This is a genomic window from Brevibacillus brevis (genome assembly GCF_031583145.1).
Classification (GTDB): Bacteria; Bacillota; Bacilli; order Brevibacillales; family Brevibacillaceae; genus Brevibacillus; species Brevibacillus brevis_E.
Genome location: NZ_CP134050.1, coordinates 5,829,176 through 5,846,979 on the forward strand (window position 1 = coordinate 5,829,176; position 17,804 = coordinate 5,846,979).

Annotated in this window: 17 protein-coding genes; 6 read left to right on the top strand and 11 right to left on the bottom strand. The window is 56.4% G+C overall.

The annotated features are described in order from the left end of the window. Position 1 precedes the first annotated feature (1 nt). The 7 genes from RGB73_RS28685 to mnmH all read right to left on the bottom strand — a co-directional run bounded on the left by RGB73_RS28685 (position 2) and on the right by mnmH (position 6,000). Positions 2 to 637 carry a TetR/AcrR family transcriptional regulator gene (locus RGB73_RS28685; RefSeq protein ID WP_310766925.1) on the bottom strand — a complete coding sequence of 212 codons (636 nt, stop codon included), beginning with the start codon at positions 635 to 637 and terminating at the stop codon, positions 2 to 4. 188 nt (positions 638 to 825) lie between these two features. Next, positions 826 to 1,548, bottom strand: a complete 723-nt coding sequence (locus tag RGB73_RS28690; RefSeq protein WP_310766927.1) for a polymer-forming cytoskeletal protein — start codon at positions 1,546 to 1,548, stop codon at positions 826 to 828. A 19-nt stretch (positions 1,549 to 1,567) separates the two neighbouring features. Then, on the bottom strand, positions 1,568 to 2,191 hold the full coding sequence (locus tag RGB73_RS28695) for a YhbD family protein (RefSeq protein ID WP_310766928.1): 624 nt from the start codon (positions 2,189 to 2,191) through the stop codon (positions 1,568 to 1,570). A gap of 251 nt (positions 2,192 to 2,442) precedes the next feature. Beyond that, a complete protein-coding gene (locus tag RGB73_RS28700; protein WP_310766931.1) occupies positions 2,443 to 3,417 on the bottom strand; it encodes an RluA family pseudouridine synthase in 975 nt (324 codons plus the stop codon). 74 nt (positions 3,418 to 3,491) lie between these two features. Further along, a complete protein-coding gene (locus RGB73_RS28705; RefSeq protein WP_310766933.1) occupies positions 3,492 to 3,662 on the bottom strand; it encodes a hypothetical protein in 171 nt (56 codons plus the stop codon). Positions 3,663 to 3,798: 136 nt separating this feature from the next. Then, positions 3,799 to 4,911 carry an aminopeptidase gene (locus tag RGB73_RS28710; protein ID WP_310766935.1) on the bottom strand — a complete coding sequence of 371 codons (1,113 nt, stop codon included), beginning with the start codon at positions 4,909 to 4,911 and terminating at the stop codon, positions 3,799 to 3,801. A gap of 42 nt (positions 4,912 to 4,953) precedes the next feature. Beyond that, a complete protein-coding gene (gene mnmH, locus RGB73_RS28715; protein ID WP_310766936.1) occupies positions 4,954 to 6,000 on the bottom strand; it encodes a tRNA 2-selenouridine(34) synthase MnmH in 1,047 nt (348 codons plus the stop codon). Positions 6,001 to 6,107: 107 nt separating this feature from the next. Between mnmH and selD the strand changes: the two genes are divergently transcribed. The 3 genes from selD to RGB73_RS28730 all read left to right on the top strand — a co-directional run bounded on the left by selD (position 6,108) and on the right by RGB73_RS28730 (position 9,654). After that, positions 6,108 to 7,169, top strand: coding sequence for a selenide, water dikinase SelD (gene selD / locus RGB73_RS28720; protein WP_310766937.1), 1,062 nt, complete (start codon positions 6,108 to 6,110; stop codon positions 7,167 to 7,169). Positions 7,170 to 7,606: 437 nt separating this feature from the next. Then, a complete protein-coding gene (locus tag RGB73_RS28725; protein WP_310766939.1) occupies positions 7,607 to 8,857 on the top strand; it encodes an MDR family MFS transporter in 1,251 nt (416 codons plus the stop codon). Between the two features lie 161 nt (positions 8,858 to 9,018). After that, positions 9,019 to 9,654 (top strand): hypothetical protein, encoded by a 636-nt coding sequence (locus RGB73_RS28730; RefSeq protein WP_310766942.1) that lies wholly within the window; start codon positions 9,019 to 9,021, stop codon positions 9,652 to 9,654. A gap of 72 nt (positions 9,655 to 9,726) precedes the next feature. On the opposite strand, the gene RGB73_RS28735 is transcribed toward RGB73_RS28730, so the two are convergent. Both RGB73_RS28735 and RGB73_RS28740 read right to left on the bottom strand, forming a co-directional pair. Next, positions 9,727 to 12,477 carry a DUF4855 domain-containing protein gene (locus RGB73_RS28735; protein WP_310766945.1) on the bottom strand — a complete coding sequence of 917 codons (2,751 nt, stop codon included), beginning with the start codon at positions 12,475 to 12,477 and terminating at the stop codon, positions 9,727 to 9,729. 48 nt (positions 12,478 to 12,525) lie between these two features. Continuing rightward, a complete protein-coding gene (locus RGB73_RS28740) occupies positions 12,526 to 13,683 on the bottom strand; it encodes a THUMP domain-containing class I SAM-dependent RNA methyltransferase (RefSeq protein ID WP_310766948.1) in 1,158 nt (385 codons plus the stop codon). 198 nt (positions 13,684 to 13,881) lie between these two features. Between RGB73_RS28740 and RGB73_RS28745 the strand changes: the two genes are divergently transcribed. After that, complete coding sequence (locus tag RGB73_RS28745) at positions 13,882 to 14,691, top strand: Fpg/Nei family DNA glycosylase (protein ID WP_310766951.1); 810 nt, start codon at positions 13,882 to 13,884, stop codon at positions 14,689 to 14,691. Position 14,692: 1 nt separating this feature from the next. Here the strand turns inward: RGB73_RS28745 and RGB73_RS28750 are convergent, their stop codons facing one another. Beyond that, positions 14,693 to 15,613, bottom strand: a complete 921-nt coding sequence (locus tag RGB73_RS28750; protein ID WP_310766953.1) for a GNAT family N-acetyltransferase — start codon at positions 15,611 to 15,613, stop codon at positions 14,693 to 14,695. 146 nt (positions 15,614 to 15,759) lie between these two features. Between RGB73_RS28750 and RGB73_RS28755 the strand changes: the two genes are divergently transcribed. Both RGB73_RS28755 and RGB73_RS28760 read left to right on the top strand, forming a co-directional pair. Continuing rightward, on the top strand, positions 15,760 to 16,173 hold the full coding sequence (locus RGB73_RS28755; protein ID WP_310766956.1) for a 2Fe-2S iron-sulfur cluster-binding protein: 414 nt from the start codon (positions 15,760 to 15,762) through the stop codon (positions 16,171 to 16,173). Between the two features lie 14 nt (positions 16,174 to 16,187). Next, complete coding sequence (locus RGB73_RS28760) at positions 16,188 to 16,829, top strand: thiamine diphosphokinase (RefSeq protein WP_310766959.1); 642 nt, start codon at positions 16,188 to 16,190, stop codon at positions 16,827 to 16,829. Between the two features lie 19 nt (positions 16,830 to 16,848). Here the strand turns inward: RGB73_RS28760 and RGB73_RS28765 are convergent, their stop codons facing one another. Continuing rightward, complete coding sequence (locus tag RGB73_RS28765) at positions 16,849 to 17,535, bottom strand: uracil-DNA glycosylase (RefSeq protein WP_310766962.1); 687 nt, start codon at positions 17,533 to 17,535, stop codon at positions 16,849 to 16,851. Positions 17,536 to 17,804: the final 269 nt, after the last annotated feature.

Consider the following 17,804-nt stretch of genomic DNA (forward strand, 5'->3'; position numbering starts at 1 on the left):
CCTAGCGATGTGAATTCATTTTCCCCATGATCCCGTTGATCAGGACCTCTGACGCATCTTCAAACAGCTGGTCTTCCGTAAATTCGAGCTCGAGATTGGCCCGGTATTTCGCCATAAACGCATAAAAGCACGTGGAGACAAACATCAGCGCCGCTACGCAAGCGTCTTTCCTCGGTAAATGGCCCTCATCCTGGAACGCCTGGAGCTTGTTGCAGAGGACCTCGACCGCTGTCATCGGCAAGCTGCTGATCAGCTTCATCACTTCCGGGTGATTGTCTGCCTCGATCATGCAGATCATCATGATTTCCTTTCGCTCGACGAGCATTTCGTAGTACGCCCGCGCGTAGCGAAGCAGCATGTCTTTCAGCTCGGAAAAATCCCCGTGAAGACTGTCCTCCAGCTGCTGGCGGACGTTCATGATTCCTTTCAGCAGCTCCTCGAGAATCGCATCCTTGTTTTTGAAGTGGCGAAAGATCGTGACTTCATTGACGCCTGCAAGCTCGGAAATTTTGCGCGTCGTCGCCCCCTTGTACCCCTTTTGGGCCATGAGCTGGCTGGCCGCTGCCAATATGCGCTCCCGCGTCTCCTGCTCTTCCCCTTTTCCCCCTACTGACGTTTCTCTGTCTGAATGATCCATGCCGCTCCTCCTTTCCATGCAAGTGCTTGCTAACACCCCTTCTTTTTCCAAGGAAATTATATCCTGCACCCCTCTGCATGTAAACACTTGCATGCGCTTTCAGAAAAAATATTTTGAAAAGCTCCCCATTTGCGCCAGCTACGAACAAAGACCCAAGCAATTCTGCCGGGTCTTTGTTCATGAGTCGCTTACCGCTTCGTATGCTCTTTTACTTGCGCGCCATTGTCCTGTCGATACTCTCCCGTGTATTCCACGAGGTCGATTTCGCATCCAGGGCCGATTGCGATATTGTTTCCGCGCACCACCTTGGCCCTCGTGTACTCCAAATAAATCTCGTCGCCTTCGACCGTGTCGACGGTCAGCGTGGTATTGAAAATGTGCTTCAAAATCTTGTTCAAAGTGCTGCTGCCGGCCTTGCGCACCTCGATATGCTCCCCGCCAATCTCTCTCGCCTGGCAGTTTCCATGCAATTGAATTTCGACCTGGCCCGCATTGAGCAGGCCTCCAATGGTGAACGCTCCTTCAGCCTTGAACACTTCGGCCTCGCAATCGCCTGAGGACTTGAAGAAGCCTTTGACCTGGATCTCATCGCTCGTCAGGCTGCCGTGCACCTTCGCGTTACCTTTCACGAGCAAGCTGGTAGTCTTCACATCGCCGTTGACGTCGATCTGGCCGTAGATCTCCATCGTATCGGCTTTGACCCCTCCACGCACGGAAGCATTTCCGTCTACCCTGACCGAAGTCGCCAGCATGCTGCCGTCAATGCTGACGTGGCCCCCGCATTGCAGCTCATGACATTCCAAGTCTCCCTTGATTTTGCCGAGCCCCTGTACGTTTACTTCCCGGTAGACGCCTCCCGACGCATTTACCGAGCCTTGAATGACCAGATCTGGCCGATTGTCCTGATTCATCGCCGCAATCCTCCTTGCGTTACTTGAGTTTTGTTTTCAACTCTTCCAGACAGGCGGCTACGTTCAGCCTGCTGACTACTTTCACACTGCCCTCGAAATACAGCTCAGCCGAACTCGAAGCCAGGGCAAATGCGGAAATCCCCATTTTCCGGATGAAAATCAGCTCGCACGGCTTTCCTTGAAATTTGGGGTAGTGGCTCTCCATCGCGTGCAGCAGCCCTTTGCCTTCTTCCAGGCTCATTTCCCCCGTCGCCAGCAAACGCTCCGCCATGTAGGCGTACAGCACGTGCTCAAACGGGTACGCCTCTTCGTCGCCGAAGTGCTGGACAAACAAATCAAACGTCGGAATCGAAACAATGTTTTGTTCGACAAGCTCCTCCCGTTTGACCATCGACCCGAAGACCTGGGGGGAAAACACATCCGCCAGCTCATCCAGGGACAGATCGTCCTTCATGTGTATGATCTTGTCGATCCGGGCCAGTATTTGCTCTCGCGGAAAAAAGGTCTCCTGCCCCGTGTACGTGGAGCGGCGAATAAACCAATCCTCGGGTATCAGGTTTTTCCTTTTCCAACGGTACAGCTGGCCGTAGGATATGCCGGTAAGCTCCAGCAGCTCCTTTTTCGAGATGAAATCGCGGTCCATGAAAAGCACCTCCGAAAACAATGTAACATAACACTGTTACGTTATCAAGCGGTAAAAAAACCGAGGCGCGCCCTTTTTGACAGAGACTGCCTCGTGACAAGTATGGCGAGATTTCCTGCGGGGAAGCTTTGGGCACGAACGCTTGGCGCAAGGGCTTTTGCCAGAAGCGCGAGCATCCGTGTGGAGGTCCCGAACATGAATCCCTGTACGAAAAAAGACTGCTCGCGGCAGTCTCTTCCTTTTGAATCCGGTCAGTTATCCTCAAACTCCGCCTGGACCAGCCGCCGAAGATCGGTCGGCATCGGCGCTTCTATACGAAGCTCCTTTTCCAGGAGCGGGTGGCGAAATGCAAGGGAAGATGCGTGAAGTGCCTGTCTGCGCAAAAGTCCCCTCGCTCCCCCGTACAAAGTATCTCCGGCGAGCGGGTGGCCGATGTGGGCAAAGTGAACCCGAATTTGATGGGTGCGCCCGGTCTCCAGCCAGACACGGACCATCGTCATGTAAGGGGAGCGCGCCATCACCTCGTAATGGGTAAGAGCCGCATCCCCTCCTTCCGTCACCCGCCGCCTCGTCGGATGGTTCGGATCCCGCCCGATCGCCGCGTCGATCATTCCGCGTTCATCAGCCAGCCGTCCCCCGACGACGGCGACGTATTCCCGGTGAAGCCCTCCTTCCCGTAGAAGTCGGTCAGCGAGCTGGTGGCCGTAGCTGCTCTTGGCCACCAAAATGGCCCCGGAGGTGTCCTTGTCCAGACGATGCACCGGGTGGACTCCTGCCCTCTCCCCTCTTTGGGCGAACATCTCCGCTAGCGCATGAACGAGCGTGCCGTCCTGTTCCTGCTTGACCGGGTGCACCATCATGCCCGCCGGTTTGTTGGCAACGAGCAAATGGTCGTCTTCGTACAACAATTCAATGGGCAAAGCCAGCCCCGATTGGCTCATCCGTCCACCGGCTGCGGATGCTTGAGCTTGCCGCTTTTCCCCGGGCGCATCATGCCGCGGCTGTCTGTCCGGCTGTCGCTGTGCGACTCGGACAGCGATCTGATCGCCCGTTTTTACCTGGCGCTGCAAAAACGGCTGCTTCCGGTTGAGCAGGATGCCTTTGCTTCTCGTCAGCCGCTGCATCATACGCCCGGATACGTTCAGCCTTTGCCGAACGATCTGCTCTACGTTCAGCCCCGCATCTTCTTCTTTGACGATGTATTCCATCCATTCTTTGCCGCTCACGTCTGATCCCTCTGTTCCATGCTTTTTTCCTATTGTAGCAAATTGCGGGCCGACATGCCGGACTGGTATGCCTGCTATCGGCAGATCCACAGCTCGTTCACGCTTTGGTCGAAATCGGCAACTGCCGAATGCTGCCCCATCTCCAGCAGCTGCGTCACGAAGCCTTCATCGGCCAAATACTCGCATCCGAGCAATCTCCCTGCGAAAAAGGCGTGCAAACGATGCTTCCATCCCAAGCGAATCATGATCCATTCCCCCCAGCTACTTTTTAAACTTATTTGTATAATAAGTATATGGTAAGGAGTGGCATTTTGTAAACATTTTTGTTTAGAAAATAAAAAAACCACCACGCTAGGCATGATGGCTTTTCTGATGGGCGGTTTACCCTTTTAATTGTTCCGGATTCAATCCTTGCAGCTCCGGCAGGACGAAGAGGCCGTCTTTGCGGATCAGCACGTCGTCGAACCAGATTTCACCGCCGCCGTACTCTGGGCGCTGGATGTTCACCATGTCCCAGTGGATTTGGCTGCGGTTGCCGTTGTCCGCGTTGTCGTACGCGCGGCCCGGCGTGAAGTGGAAGCTTCCCGCGATTTTTTCATCGAACAAAATATCGTTCATCGGATGCAAAATGTAAGGGTGGACGCCGATGGCAAACTCCCCGATGTAGCGCGCCCCTTCATCCGTATCGAAGATTTGGTTGAGCTTTTCGGTGTTATTGGCCGTCGCCTTCACGATCTTGCCGTTTTCGAAGGTCAGGCAGACGTTTTCAAATCGGGTGCCCATGTAGCTGGTCGCCGTGTTGAACGCGATCGTCCCGTTAACAGAATCACGGACAGGAGCGGTAAAGATCTCTCCGTCGGGAATATTGCGCAGTCCCGAGCAAATGATGTTCGGAATGTCCTTGATGGAAAAGCGAAGGTCGGTACCCGGGCCGACGAGCCGTACCTGGTCCGTGCGATCCATCAGTTCCTTCAGCGGCAGGAACGCCTGATGCATCTTTTCGTAATCGACAGAGCAGACATCGAAGTAAAAGTCTTCAAACGCTTCCGTAGACATGTTTGCGCTCTGCGCCATCGCGGCAGTCGGATAGTTGAGGAGAGTCCAGCGCACGTTCGCGATCAAATAGTCGTTGAGCTCTTGCATCACCCTTTGATGGGCGCGGCGACGCTCCACGGGCACGTCTGCCATCTCGCTGTCGTTGGCCGGGCCATTGATGACGATGTACGCATCGAGATTTTTGAACATCGGCTCTTCCCATTTCGCCAGATGGGCTGCCCGCTCTTCGCTTGCTCCCATCATCAGCTCGCGCTGGATCGTCTGATCGATGATGCGGACAAAGGGAAACGCCCCCTTGGCGTAAGCTTGCTTCACCAGCTCCTTGGCCAGCGCATGGCCCTCTCCCCGCACCTCAATCAGCAGCGTATCCTTCTCTTTCAGGCGAACCGAATGACCTAGCAAATTCCCGGCAAGTTTGACCAATCGCAAATCCAGCATGCGTTTCTCCCCCCACGTTCGAAAATATAAGTAAAATATATTTTACCGAATGGGCAGACTTTTTTCAATTATCGCCTCGATTTCACTTGCCGCCTTTTCCAGGTCCGACGCATCCACGAGATGTTCCCATCGATCCACGTATTCGTCTTGCTTGTTCTGGTAACGCGGATCGTAATAATGAACGAGCAGCGAAGCGATCGCCGACCGATAGTCTCTTTCTGCGAGGGCCGACCGCAGTAGTGCAGCCTGCTCCGTCGGCATCCTTCTGGCGATCGACGCATACGCCTGCTCGACTTTTTCGGCGAAGTCCGGTCGCCACGAAAACGGAACGACGTATTCCTCGTACACCCTTTGTACGCGTACCTCGAGCGATGCCGTGAGCTGGATGTGGACCGCCTGCCGCTTGGCGTCCATCAGAAAGGACGGCAGCACTGCATTGCCGATCCGCTTGCTCTCTGCCTCCATGATGAAAAAGGGGGCGTCCTGGTTTTTTCGGAGCGTTTCAAACAGCCTCGCGTCAAACATCTTTTGGTTGGCCGGCTTGCCTTTGCCGATATGCCCGAAAACCGAGCCCCGATGCCCAGCCATCCGCTCCAGGTCGAGGACCGGATAGCCTCGGTTTTCCAGCTTTCTGAGCAGTTCTGTTTTCCCCACGCCGGTCATACCGTGTAACAAGTACACAGGGACACGCAGTTCGTACGGCTCGATCGTCTCCAGCACGTGCTGGCGGTAGGCTCGATACCCGCCCTGCAAGCGGCGGACACGCAGTCCCGAGAACGTGGCAAACGTGGCCATTGCCCGGCTGCGCATCCCGCCCCTCCAGCAAAAGATCGTGGGCGGCTCCCCCAAATCTTCCGCTCGTTGCCGAATCGCCTGCATCAACGTCTCCATTTTTGGGGAAACCAGCTGCATACCCAGCCATTGCGCTGCCGGCTGTCCTTCCCGCTTGTAGGCCGTCCCTACCTTGGCCCGTTCTTCGTCGCTAAACAGCGGGATGTTCACCGCTCCCGGAATCGATTCCCTGGCGAACTCTCCCGGTGAGCGAACGTCTATCAAATTCGCGTACCCTTTGACCAACAATTCCTGCACAGTTATCTCTTGCAATGTTATGTCACCCTTACATCTGTTATGCTAGAACTATCTATTTTCATTTTCTGTATTCTATCATTATTCCTCACAAGTCAGGAGGCCATAACATGTCAGAGAGTGTAAAGCTTACTTCCTACACGACGAAAGGCGGATGCGGATGCAAGATCAGCCCGGATGCCCTGTCCTCGGTCCTGAAGAACTTGCCCGCTCCTGCTTCGCGCGACCCGCGCCTGCTCGTAGGCGTAGAAACGTCGGATGACGCCGGCGTGTTTCAGTTGACGGACGATCTGGCACTTGTGCAGACCCTCGACTTTTTTACGCCGATCGTGGATGATCCGTACTGGTTCGGCCAGATCGCAGCGGCCAATGCGATTAGCGATGTTTTTGCCATGGGCGGAAAACCGGTCACGGTGCTCAACATCGTCGGCTTTCCCATCACCAAGCTGGATCCGGGCATCCTGACGGAGATTTTGCGCGGAGCTGCGGACAAAGTGGCGGAAGCAGGCGCTGTACTGGTCGGCGGACACTCCATCGACGATCCCGAGCCAAAGTTCGGGCTGGCTGTGACCGGCACCGTTCACCCGTCGCGGGTCCTCACCAATGCAGGGGCAAAACCGGGAGATTTGCTGATCTTGACCAAGCCGATCGGTGTCGGCATCCAGACGACGGCGATCAAGCGGGATGCCTTGTCGCCGGAAAAAACCGAGCGGGTCATGACCGTCATGGCGACATTGAACAAATACGCGGCCGAATGTATGGAGGGATATCCGGTCCATGCCTGCACGGACGTCACGGGCTTTGGCCTGTTGGGGCATGCGCTGGAAATGGCAGAAGGCAGTCAGGCTGGCATCCGCATCTTTGCGGACGAGGTCCCCGTTCTCGACGGAACTCGCGAGTTGGCGAAGCAGGGAATCATTCCCGGCGGCAGCAAGTCCAATTTCCGCTGGGTATCGGATCGCGTGCAGTTTCCGGATGAACTGGATGAGGTCGGCCGCCTGATCTTGTGCGATGCCGTGACCTCCGGCGGGCTTTTGATCAGCCTCCCCGCAGAGGAAGCGCCTCGCCTGCTGGATGCTTTGCACGGCCAAGGAATCTCATGGGCGCGGATCATTGGGGAAGTCGTTTCCGACCATCCCGGAACCATTCAGGTTGTTTCCAAAAAATCGTAAAATTCTCTTGCATCGCCAGCGTTGTTTGAAGTATCCTAGTCAACAAGAGTTGATCCTTACAAAAATTTTGAAAGACGGGAGTGTAGGTTCATGGTGTTTTCTGTAGTTATCTTCGCCTAGGTGGGCCTCTGATAAGAGGCGCTGCCTCTTTCAAACCCCATCGTAAGCAAGTAGCTGCAGGACGCCAATAACCGCTTCCGTCTTTTTCCCGATCGGATTTTTGGGCACCCGTCTTCGAGGACCCTACTTTCCCAGGTAGGATGGCCGTTTTTTGGCCTCTCGACACAACGGCGGATTTTCGCCCTCTCCGTATATCGTCAGGCAAAGCGCAAGCGGAAGAGCTGCTGTCTCTCCCCGTTTGCGCTTTTTCTTGTGCAGCAGTGGCAGGCAAGGCTCCTGCAGACAAAGAAGCAGATCGGAATGGAGGATTTCTTGTCATGTACTGGCGTTCGTGGGATACCAACCTGAAAGTGCGCCTCTTCGGCGAACTGATCACACACACGTTTTTCTGGATGTACTTTCCCTTTATGGCCTTGTATTTCAGCGATTCATTCGGAAAGGACGTCGCAGGGATTCTCCTGATGGTTCCACCGCTTTTGGGCATGCTGTCCAACCTGTTCGGGGGCTATCTGGCGGACAAAGTCGGACGAAAGGCGACGATGCTGCTTTCGCTCTGCACATCGTCCACCATGTTTGCCATCTTTGCCTTCTCGGGCTCCCCGTTCATTGACTATCTGGCATTCATCGGCATCGGCATTGCCAGCTCGCTTTACTGGCCGGCCAGCTCCGCGATGGTGGCGGACCTTACGACGGAGGAAGACAGACGTATCGTCTTTGCCACGTTTTACACGGCGATGAATATCGGGGTCGTGGCAGGACCGGTGCTAGGCTCGTTCTTTTTTGTGCATTACCGCTTTGAGCTGCTGCTTTTCTGTACGGCAGTCGAGCTTTTGTTCGCCTGTGCGGTCTTTTTCCTGATCAGGGAGACCTTGCCTGCCGAGGTACGGGCGCAGAAGGCACAGGAGCGTTTCTCGATCTCCCAGCAGTTCAAGAGCTACTCGGTTATCTTCCGCGACAAGGTGTTCGCTCTGTACATCGGCGCGGGCATTCTGGTGGCCATCGCCTTCATGCAGCTCGATTTGTACATGTCGCTGTACGTAAAAGAATACGTGCACAATCAACGGCTCATTTGGTGGGGAGACTGGTCCCTGAGCGTCGGAGGCACCAGCGCATTCGGCTGGCTGATGGGGCTCAACGGCTTGCTCGTCGTCCTGCTCACCCTCCCTGTGACTCGATGGTTCCAGCACTGGAGCGACCGCAACAGCCTGGTCATCTCCTCGGTCCTGTACGGGTTTGGCATGTTCCTGATGGCGTTTACGGCGAATATCTGGCTCTTGTTTGGCTGCATGGCCATCCTGACGCTGGGCGAGCTGATTCGCACGCCGGTCGCGCAGAGCTTCATCAGCAAATACTCGCCGGAAGATGCCCGCGGACAGTACATGGGTGCTTCCTCCCTGCAGTTTTCAATCGGGCGCTTCATCGCACCCTTGGCCATCGGAGCTTCCCAGTGGCTTTCGCCGGTTGGCGTATTTGGCATTATCTTCGCGGTAACGCTAATCAGCGCAGCTTTGTACGTCCGCTTGTTCCGCATGATCCCGCAAGAGGAACAAACCCCTTCCCAACCGTAAAACGTATAAAGACGACCCGCACACCTGTATGTGGGTCGTCTTTTTTTTACAAGCCTCTCCCTGCCTCACCGGGTACTCTCGCTCCGTTCGTACTAGCCAGCCAACTCTAGCATATAGTGAATAGTAGCAAGGAGAGTGACGCGCCAGAAGGAGGCCAAGCCATGTACCAACCCGCCGCATATGCCACGTTTCAAGCAAAGGGGGAGCACGTCTACCGGACTTCCGCCTACATCCAATGGGGGACGTCGCCCGTCTCCCTGGGCAGCTGTCTGCTGTTGAACCCGGGAGCAGCCACCTACTTCCGGGAAAGGCCAGCCCCCCATCATGCTACGATGGCTCAGGCCACGCTCGATCCGGCCATGCGTCAGCTGATCAAGCTGACCGAGGCCATATACGCAGACGAAGCCGCCGACGGGAAGCTGGAGGGAAGACTGCATATTTACAATCTGTTTTCCTTGCAGCATCCGCAAGCCAGGGAAGCGATTCGGCTGTTCGAAGGGCTCCTGAAAGACGGTAAAACGACGCTGGAGGAACAGGTCACTCCGGCCCGCCAGCTGCGCGACCATCCGTGGATGCTGCTCGGATGGGGCTGTGTGGCCCAATCGTCACGGCCGCTTGCTACCCTCAAAAACATGTGGCAGAAGCAAATCTCGGCCGCCGGCATCCCGACGTTCGGCAAACCTTGCGCGACCGGGAAAAACTACTACCATCCTTGCCCGCAATTGCAGGCCATGAGAGAGATGGTTCTCCGGGACCTGATCCTTCTTTGCGAAAAGTGTCGCCACCATGCAGGATAGCCTTTCTGCGAAAAAGAGCCCGTCTCCCCGTGTCTGGGAAACAGGCTCTCTTCTTTCGCTTGCCAATGGCCCTTACGGCAGTTCGTTCGCCTCGTAATACTCTTCTCGATCGAACTTGCCGCGCATCCATTTGTACGTATCGTCGTAAATGGCCCGTACCACCGGATCCGTGCTGGTTGCTGACTGGATCAGTGTCTTGGAACCGTAGTAATACGCGTGGACGTTGTTTTTGTCCATTCCCAGCTTGTGGGCGGCCACGAGCTGGTTGTAGTACGTCTGGTAGAACTTCGGATCGCGGTACATCCGCTCGTCACCTTCGATTTCGACGCCCATTCCGTATTTGCGGATGGTGTCCATGACACCTTCGATGCGATCGAGCTGTACCGGCTTGTCGCTGTAATAGTTCGGCTGCAGGAACGCGTAGTCAAAGTACATGGATTTCCACTCCCCGGCACCTGGTGCGCCGTAGTACGGGATCCAGTAGAAGCGCAAAGCCTCGTCGTGTACCATGCTGGCCATGCTTTGAATCAAGTCGCGCTCTTTGGGAGCAGCGTCCTCGATCAGCTCGTGGAACCAGTAAATCCCCTCCAGCTGCAAATACTGGAAGTCGGCCTTTTTCCAGCGCTTCTGCAGCTCCTGGAAATACCACTCCAGGGCCTTCTTGCGATTCTGGTACGCTTGCTCCTCGCCGACCCCTGCCGGGTTGAACGAAAGCGACGGCTGATTGTCCGCCAGCTTGCCGAAGCTGGTCTGGTTCATATTCGGATACGGCAGCGCCAGGACGACCTTTTCCTGTGTAGGCGTAGTGTACAAGGTCCCTCTCAGGCGATTGTACTCCCGCATCGCCTTGTTCAATGCGTCGAGCTGGCGGTCCGTCCCGAACTGATCGTTCAGATAGCCCTGCCAGCCTTCCTTGGTAGCCGGCATATCCTGGTACGGCAAAAAGAGGATCGTGTCAAACATCTGATCGCGCATATAGCCGTCTACGGTACGGTAGCCGACCATCGGCAGGAAGTCGTCTTTCGTCCAGTTGCCGCGGTCCCCGTACGCCCCGGAATACGCGAGCAGCATGTTTTCCACGCGATTGCCCGCTTTTTTGTCTTCCATCATCTGCGTCGGGCTAGGCGGCGGAAGCAGCACCGGTCCGCCTTCCCACTGGCCGTCCTCATTCGCCCACACTTCGAGCTGCCTTGCAAAAGCGAACACCTTGACCGGGAAAGAGACGCGAACGTAGCGAGCCTCCACATCCGGCAACGTCACGGCCAGCGTGCGAATGACCTGCTTTTCCTCGGAGGCAGGGACGTCGTGGAGCGCCTTGCCCGCATAGGACCAGGCCTTTCCGTCGCGCGACACCTCTACGTCCATGTATTCCGGAAGCGTAATGCCGGACGTCTTTTGCTGTCTGAAAGTCAAGGCCACTCTTTCCAGCGGCTTTTCTTCAGACAGCGTGACCGTCACCTTCCGGCCAAACTGGCGGTTGTAGCCTGTCCACTCTTCCGACGGCGTGACCAACCCGCCTACCGGGCCAGGATATTGCTTTTCCACCGTCTGAAAGTAGGAGTCCGGAGGCCCAAACGTCTTGACCGAGGTAAAGCTGCCGGGGGCTACGTTGACCAGGTCATCCTGCTCGGCTGATGCTTCCCCTTTTGCTTCCTCATCCGCCTGTTGCTTATCTCCAGTCGCGGAGCCCTGACTGTCCACCGAAGACGCATCTGTGCCAGCTGCATCCTGGCCTGCTGTGGCAGGCGCATGCGCCGCATCTGCGTTTTGCGAAGCGGTGTCATCTTCGGACGACTGGTCCTTCGGCTCTTCCTGCGGCGTCGCATTGGTGATTTCGACCGGAATGGTCTCGGTGTGGTATCCCAATGTCACCGTCACATTCCCTTTGCCAGGCGTGGGACCGGCAACGAACGTACCGTCTGGCAGAATCATCCCCAGCTCCGGTCGGTCAAAGGCAAAGATCGGGGTGAATGCGAGCTTTTGCCCATCCGCGCCAGTCACTTTCACTTGTTGGCTGTCTCCTGCCATCACGCTGAGCGTTTTGGTGCTCAAAACAAATTTCGCTTGTTCCGCTTGCTGGTAACGGGCGTTCAGCACGCGCTCGGCGATCACGGCCGCTTCCGCGCGCGTCACGGTACCGAGTGGATTGAATTTTCCATTCGCTCCCTGCATCCACCGTTGGCTGGACACTTCCGCGATCGCGTCGCGGGCGTAATCCGCCATATCCTGCTCGTCACTGTACTCCACCGCATTCGAGCTTGCCGCTTTGGCCACGTGGCTCGCGTTCATCAGGCGGGAGAGCAATACAGCCAGCTCCTGTCTCGTGAGTGGATCCGTCGCTCCCACCGTGTTGTCGCTGCGGCCGTTCATCACCCCCAGCTCGGACAATCCGTACACATAGGGTGCGTAGGGGCTGCCGGCCGGAACATCCTCAAATTTCCCCTCTTCTGCGGTCTTCGGCTGCAGGCCGACCACTTTGCTCAGCAGGACGGCAATGTCCTGGCGGGAAATCGTATTTTGCGGGTGAAAGAGTCCGTCTCCCTGGCCGTTGATCAGTTGAAGAGAGGCCAATCGGTTGATGGAATCCTTCGCGTAGCTGTTTCCCAGATCGGTGAATGTGACAGTTTCGTCCTGTTGCTGGGTTTGACTCTGGGATTCGGCCTGCGGTGCAACCTGGGATGGCTCCTGGACAGGCGTCTGGTTTTTCATCTCGCTGCTGCCCGCTCCTGATGCTGCGCCAGCCATCGGGGCCGCTGCCGTCAACAGTGTTGCAAACGCCAGACAAGCAACCGCGACCCGTCCTCCCATTCTCTTCTTGCTCATTCGTATTCTCCTCCAATTACCCCTTCTCTTTTTCCTCGGCAGAGGCTGTTATTCGGCAGGGGAAACCTTCGTCGGGCGAGGCGGCTTCGGCCCGAAAAACTGATAGTAGTCGACCTTGATATTTCCGTTGTACAGCTTCCGTTTTTTGCTCGCCGTCCGTCCAAAATGCTCTTCAAACAGTTCGTCTGACGTGATGATGTAGAAAGACCACGTGTCCATGGCGGCAAAGGTCTGGCCCATTTCCCGGTACAGCCTGCTCACCTGCTTCCACTCGCCCAAGCGCTCCCCATACGGCGGATTGCAGATCAGGTATCCGTACTTTTTCTTGGTGCGGACATCGCGGACATCCATGCGCTGAAAGTGAATCAGGTCATCGACGCCAGCTTCTGCCGCATTTCTGCGGGCGACCTTCAAGATCTCCTCATCCGCATCCGTACCGATGATCTCCAGCTTCTGGTCGTACCGGGCAAGATCGTGCGTCTCCGCGCGCGCCTCCCTCCAGACCGACTTGGGAATCACCGGCCAGCTCTCCGACACGAACTCGCGGTTCATGCCCGGCGCGATGTTTTGGCCGATCAATGCGGCTTCGATCGGGATGGTGCCGGAGCCGCAAAACGGGTCCATGAACACCCGGTCGGGCTTCCAGCGGGACAGCAGGATCATCGCCGCAGCCATGGTCTCCTTGAGCGGAGCGGTACCGATCAGGCCGCGATAGCCGCGTTTATGTAATCCCGGTCCGGACGTGTCGATGGTCAGCGTGGCCACATCCTTATGTAGGGCTACCTCAATCTTGTACATCGGTCCTTTTTCCTCGAACCAGTCCCGTTTGTACGTCTTCTTCAGACTTTCCACCACGGCTTTTTTCACGATGGCCTGGCAGTCGGGCACGCTGTACAAGGTCGACTTGACGGACTTGCCCTCTACGGGAAACGTCGCGTCCTCCGTGACCCAGTCCGCCCACGGCAAGGCTTTGGTCTTTTCAAACAGCTCGTCAAACGTAGTCGCTTTGAACTCCCCAATCTTTAGACGCACCCGGTCGGCCGTTCGTAACCACAAATTTGTGCGGGCAATCGAAGAAATATCGGCGGAAAAGGTCACCTTGCCGTTTTCCACCTGCACATCGGTGTATCCGAGTCCTTTTACCTCTTCCGCTACCACCGATTCCAATCCAAATGTCGCCGTCGCGATCAATTCCACTTTTTGCATCCTGTAATCTCCTGTCCGTACGTATGGCTTGGGGCTACACCCTTATACTATATTACCCGATTTCGGCATGGCGTTGGAAATCATGTCCGCAAATCGGAAAACGCTGCCGGGGCTGATAGGGCCGCCCCCAGCATGCTTGCGGGATCTTCTGGAAAACCTATGTGAAGAAAGCACAACCGCCAAAAGGAGGACAGCGCCATGCCGGAACTGCCGGAAATGGAGACCTACCGCCGCCTGCTTCAGCAGCAAATCCAGGGCAAGATTATTGCCGACGCCCTCGTCGAGCGGGAAAAGACGATCAATATGCCGCCGCAGCGCTTTGCCCAGATCCTGCAGGGCAATCGGCTCACACTCATCGACAGGCGCGGAAAGCATCTGCTGTTTCATCTGGAAAACCGCTATGTCCTGCTGCTCCATCTCATGCTGGGCGGCTTTCTCTACCTGGGTGCCTCCGAGGACAGATTGCCTCGCACTGCCCAGGTGACGCTTTCATTTGGTGACCGAATCCTGTATTTTCACGGCTTGCGACTGGGCTACCTGCACTTGCTGACCCCGGATCAGCTGGACGAGCGCCTCGGAGAACTGGGGCCGGAACCACTGGCACCTGCTTTCACGGCATCCCAGCTCAGCCAGATGCTGGCAGGCAAACGCGGCATCCTCAAGACCGCATTGGTCGACCAGCACTGGCTCGCCGGAATCGGGAACTGCTACTCCGATGAAATTTGCTTTCGCGCCCGAATCATGCCCACACGGCGCATCCCGGCGCTTGCTCCCGGCGAGATCGCCCGACTCTACGATTCCATGCAAACGGTGCTAAACGAAGCTGTGGCCCACGGCGGATACATGGAAACCCCGCTCTACCAAGGCGACCGACTCACGGGCGGCTTCGACGAACGCTGCCTGGTCTACGACAGAGGAGGAGAGCCTTGCCCACGCTGCGGACACGCAATCGTAGGGGACAGGCTCTCCTCCCGCAAAGTCTTCTACTGCACCAGCTGCCAATCGTAATTCAGGACGGCTTGATCGAAGCCGAGCTCTCCGACGCATTCATTTTTTTGACCATGTACACTTGCTCCGTCCCCGACGAACTGAATCCCGCTTCCTCCAGAATGCCCAGCAGTCTCTCTTGGGAAGCCGGCAGATTGAAGGTCGAGCGACGGCATTCCAGCTCGCTTGGCCCGTACAGCTCGCGCAGAGCCGCTCGCAGGATCGCCTCCTCGTCGCCGTGTCCGGGCTGGGCCTCGCATTGGCGCAAGACGATGGCCGCGATTTTCCCTTCCTCGTTCACCGCCCGCTTGTACATGGCGTAACCCACAGCCTGCCCCCGTTCGTCCTCGACCAGGAGAGCCTCGCCGTCCCGCATGCTCTGCCACTGGTTTTGCCAAGGAGCATCCGTTCGGTAAAAGGGCAGGACAGATACTTCCTGGGCGAGGATCGGCCGTACGCGGTACGCTGACTCCCTTCCCGTTCCGAACAGGTCGCCGGGCAAGGCATCTGTCCGCTGCCAAAACACAAGTCGATCCACGATCTCATAGCCCAGCTGGCGGTAGAGTGCAATGGCTTTGTCATTTTGGCTGATGGCCTCCAGGATGGCGTCGTCCACTCCTGCTTCCCGGTACAGCTCCAACGTCGCCGCCATCAGCTGGCGTCCCACACCTTGCCTTCGGTATGCGGTGGCTACCCCAGTGCCGCCATTCCATGCGATCTTCCGTCCATTGACCGTGCGCAGGCCGCTGGCGACCAGACCGATGGGCTCCTCGCCGTCAAAGGCGACGACGGACAATCCGAGCGAATACCCTTCCGCTCCCAGACGCTGCACCAACAGCTCTTCCGTCAGGGCGACCGGGAAAAAATAGCCTTCAAAACCTCTGTTCCAAGCCTTGGTCACTTCCGCAAACGTGCAGTCACTCATCCGCTTGATGGCAATCATGGAATCACCTTCCAGGGTTATTTGATAAAAATATTTTAATCGATAAAAACTAAAAATTCAATCACTTTTCTGAAAGAATCCCCTTCTCTGTCCCGAAGTTCCCGGGCATGGTAAGATGAAAAAAAGTTTGTACCCTGGAGGTTCCCATGCGCAAACCGCTCACAGTCGGTTCATTGATTGCCGGGCGCACCGGCTCCGTCCCTATGCAGACAGCTCCCCTGCCAGTAAAAGCGGAAGCTCCAAAACCGCAGATGGCCAGCCGGCCGGTCGCACGCCCGCAAGAAAGCACTCCAGTCGTATTGGTGCGGCAGAACGGCAGACAGTTCGCCGTGAAGGCCGTGCCTTCCCAGACGCTTTTGTCTGCTGCCCTCGCTCAGGGAGCAAATCTTGCTTACAAATGCCAGCAAGGATCTTGCGGAAAATGCACCGTGCAGCTGCTCGCAGGCGGCACCTGTCTGGCCGCTCCCACGACCCAGGAGCAGGACAGGCTGGGCGGCAAGCTGGTCCAAGGCTATCGCCTCGCGTGCCAAAGCAGCTTTCGCTCTACGATACCGAAATAAAAGGTGGCTACATCATGAATCCGATTCGCATCTTACTGTTTGCCGGCGGCAGTCTGGGGCCCTGGGCATTGCGTCAGATCCGTCCCGACGATTGGCTGGTCGGCGTCGACCGCGGGGCTCTGTATCTCGTTCAGCAAGGCTATTCCCCCAAGCTCGCCATCGGAGACTTTGACTCTGTGAGCCTCGCGGAAAAAGAGGAAATCGAGCGGCATAGCCAGCTCGTCTCCTCCTGTGATCCGGTCATGAAGGATTTGACCGACACGGAAATGGCGCTCGCCTGGGCGCTGGAGCAGCACCCCGCCGAAATCGTGCTGCTGGGGGCATTGGGCTCTCGCTTCGACCATACGCTAGCCAACGTGCACCTTCTGAGGAAAGCGCTGAAAGCCGGTGTCCCTTGCAAAATCGTCGATGAAACCAACGAAATCCATCTGACAAGCAGCACCCTGAAGGTAAGCCGGGATCATTTTTCCCATCTGTCTCTGCTTCCTTTGACCGCTGAAGTGACCGGCATTACCTTGGATGGCTTTCAGTATCCGCTGGACAATGCCACGCTCACCATCGGAGATACGCTTGGGATCAGCAACGTGCTTACAGCCGAAACCGGAACCATTTCCGTTCGCTCCGGACAGCTGCTCGTCATCAAAAGCAAAGATTGACCGAAGCCCCCGTGCTCCATTACGCTTCTTCCGGGTCAAGCGGCAGCTGCCAGTCGATTTCCGCGATACCCCTGGATCGCAAAAACGCATTCGCCCGCGAGAATGGTCGGCTGCCGAAGAAGCCACGGTTGGCGGAAAATGGGCTGGGGTGCGGGGACTGGATGATGAAGTGCTTTCGGGTATCGATGAACGATGCCTTCTCCTGGGCATGCTTGCCCCACAGAATAAACACCAGCGGCGTTTCCCGCTCATTGAGAAGCGTGATGATCCGGTCGGTAAACATCTCCCATCCCAGGCCTTTGTGCGAGTTGGGCATGCCGCTTCGCACCGTCAGCACCGTGTTGAGCATCATCACGCCTTGCTTCGCCCAGTGAGTCAGATAGCCGTGTTCCGGAATCGTGCAGTTCAAGTCGCTTTGCAGTTCCTTGTAAATGTTTTGCAGGGAGGGCGGCGGCTTGATGCCCGGCTTGACCGAAAAGCTGAGGCCGTGGGCTTGTCCCGGCCCGTGATACGGGTCTTGGCCCAAAATAACGACTTTGGCATTTTCGTACCCGGTCAAATGCAGTGCCGTGAAAATATCGTACATATCGGGATAGATCGTCTTCGTCTGATACTCTTCCTTCAGCGTTTGCCGCAGCTGCAAGTAGTACGGCTTCTGAAATTCCTCTGCCAGCACCTCGGCCCAATCATTGTGCAGAATTGCCATTCACTCTCACCTTGTCTGATAGTTTTGCTTCTACCTTATCATACTGGCTGCCTTCCCTGATGGAAAGTCTGCATCCTTCGACTCTCGCATCACTTCGTTCTCCGGTGCCCCGGATCCCTCGAACCAAGACAGTACGCCTACTGTGCCATTCCTGTCCAGTCCCATTTTTACATCTTTTTCTAGTCTTTGTTTCCTAGTACCCTTGCTTGATAGCTGATCCCGTCGAATTTTGCCATAATATGTCCTGGGAAGATATAGATAAAGAAAGG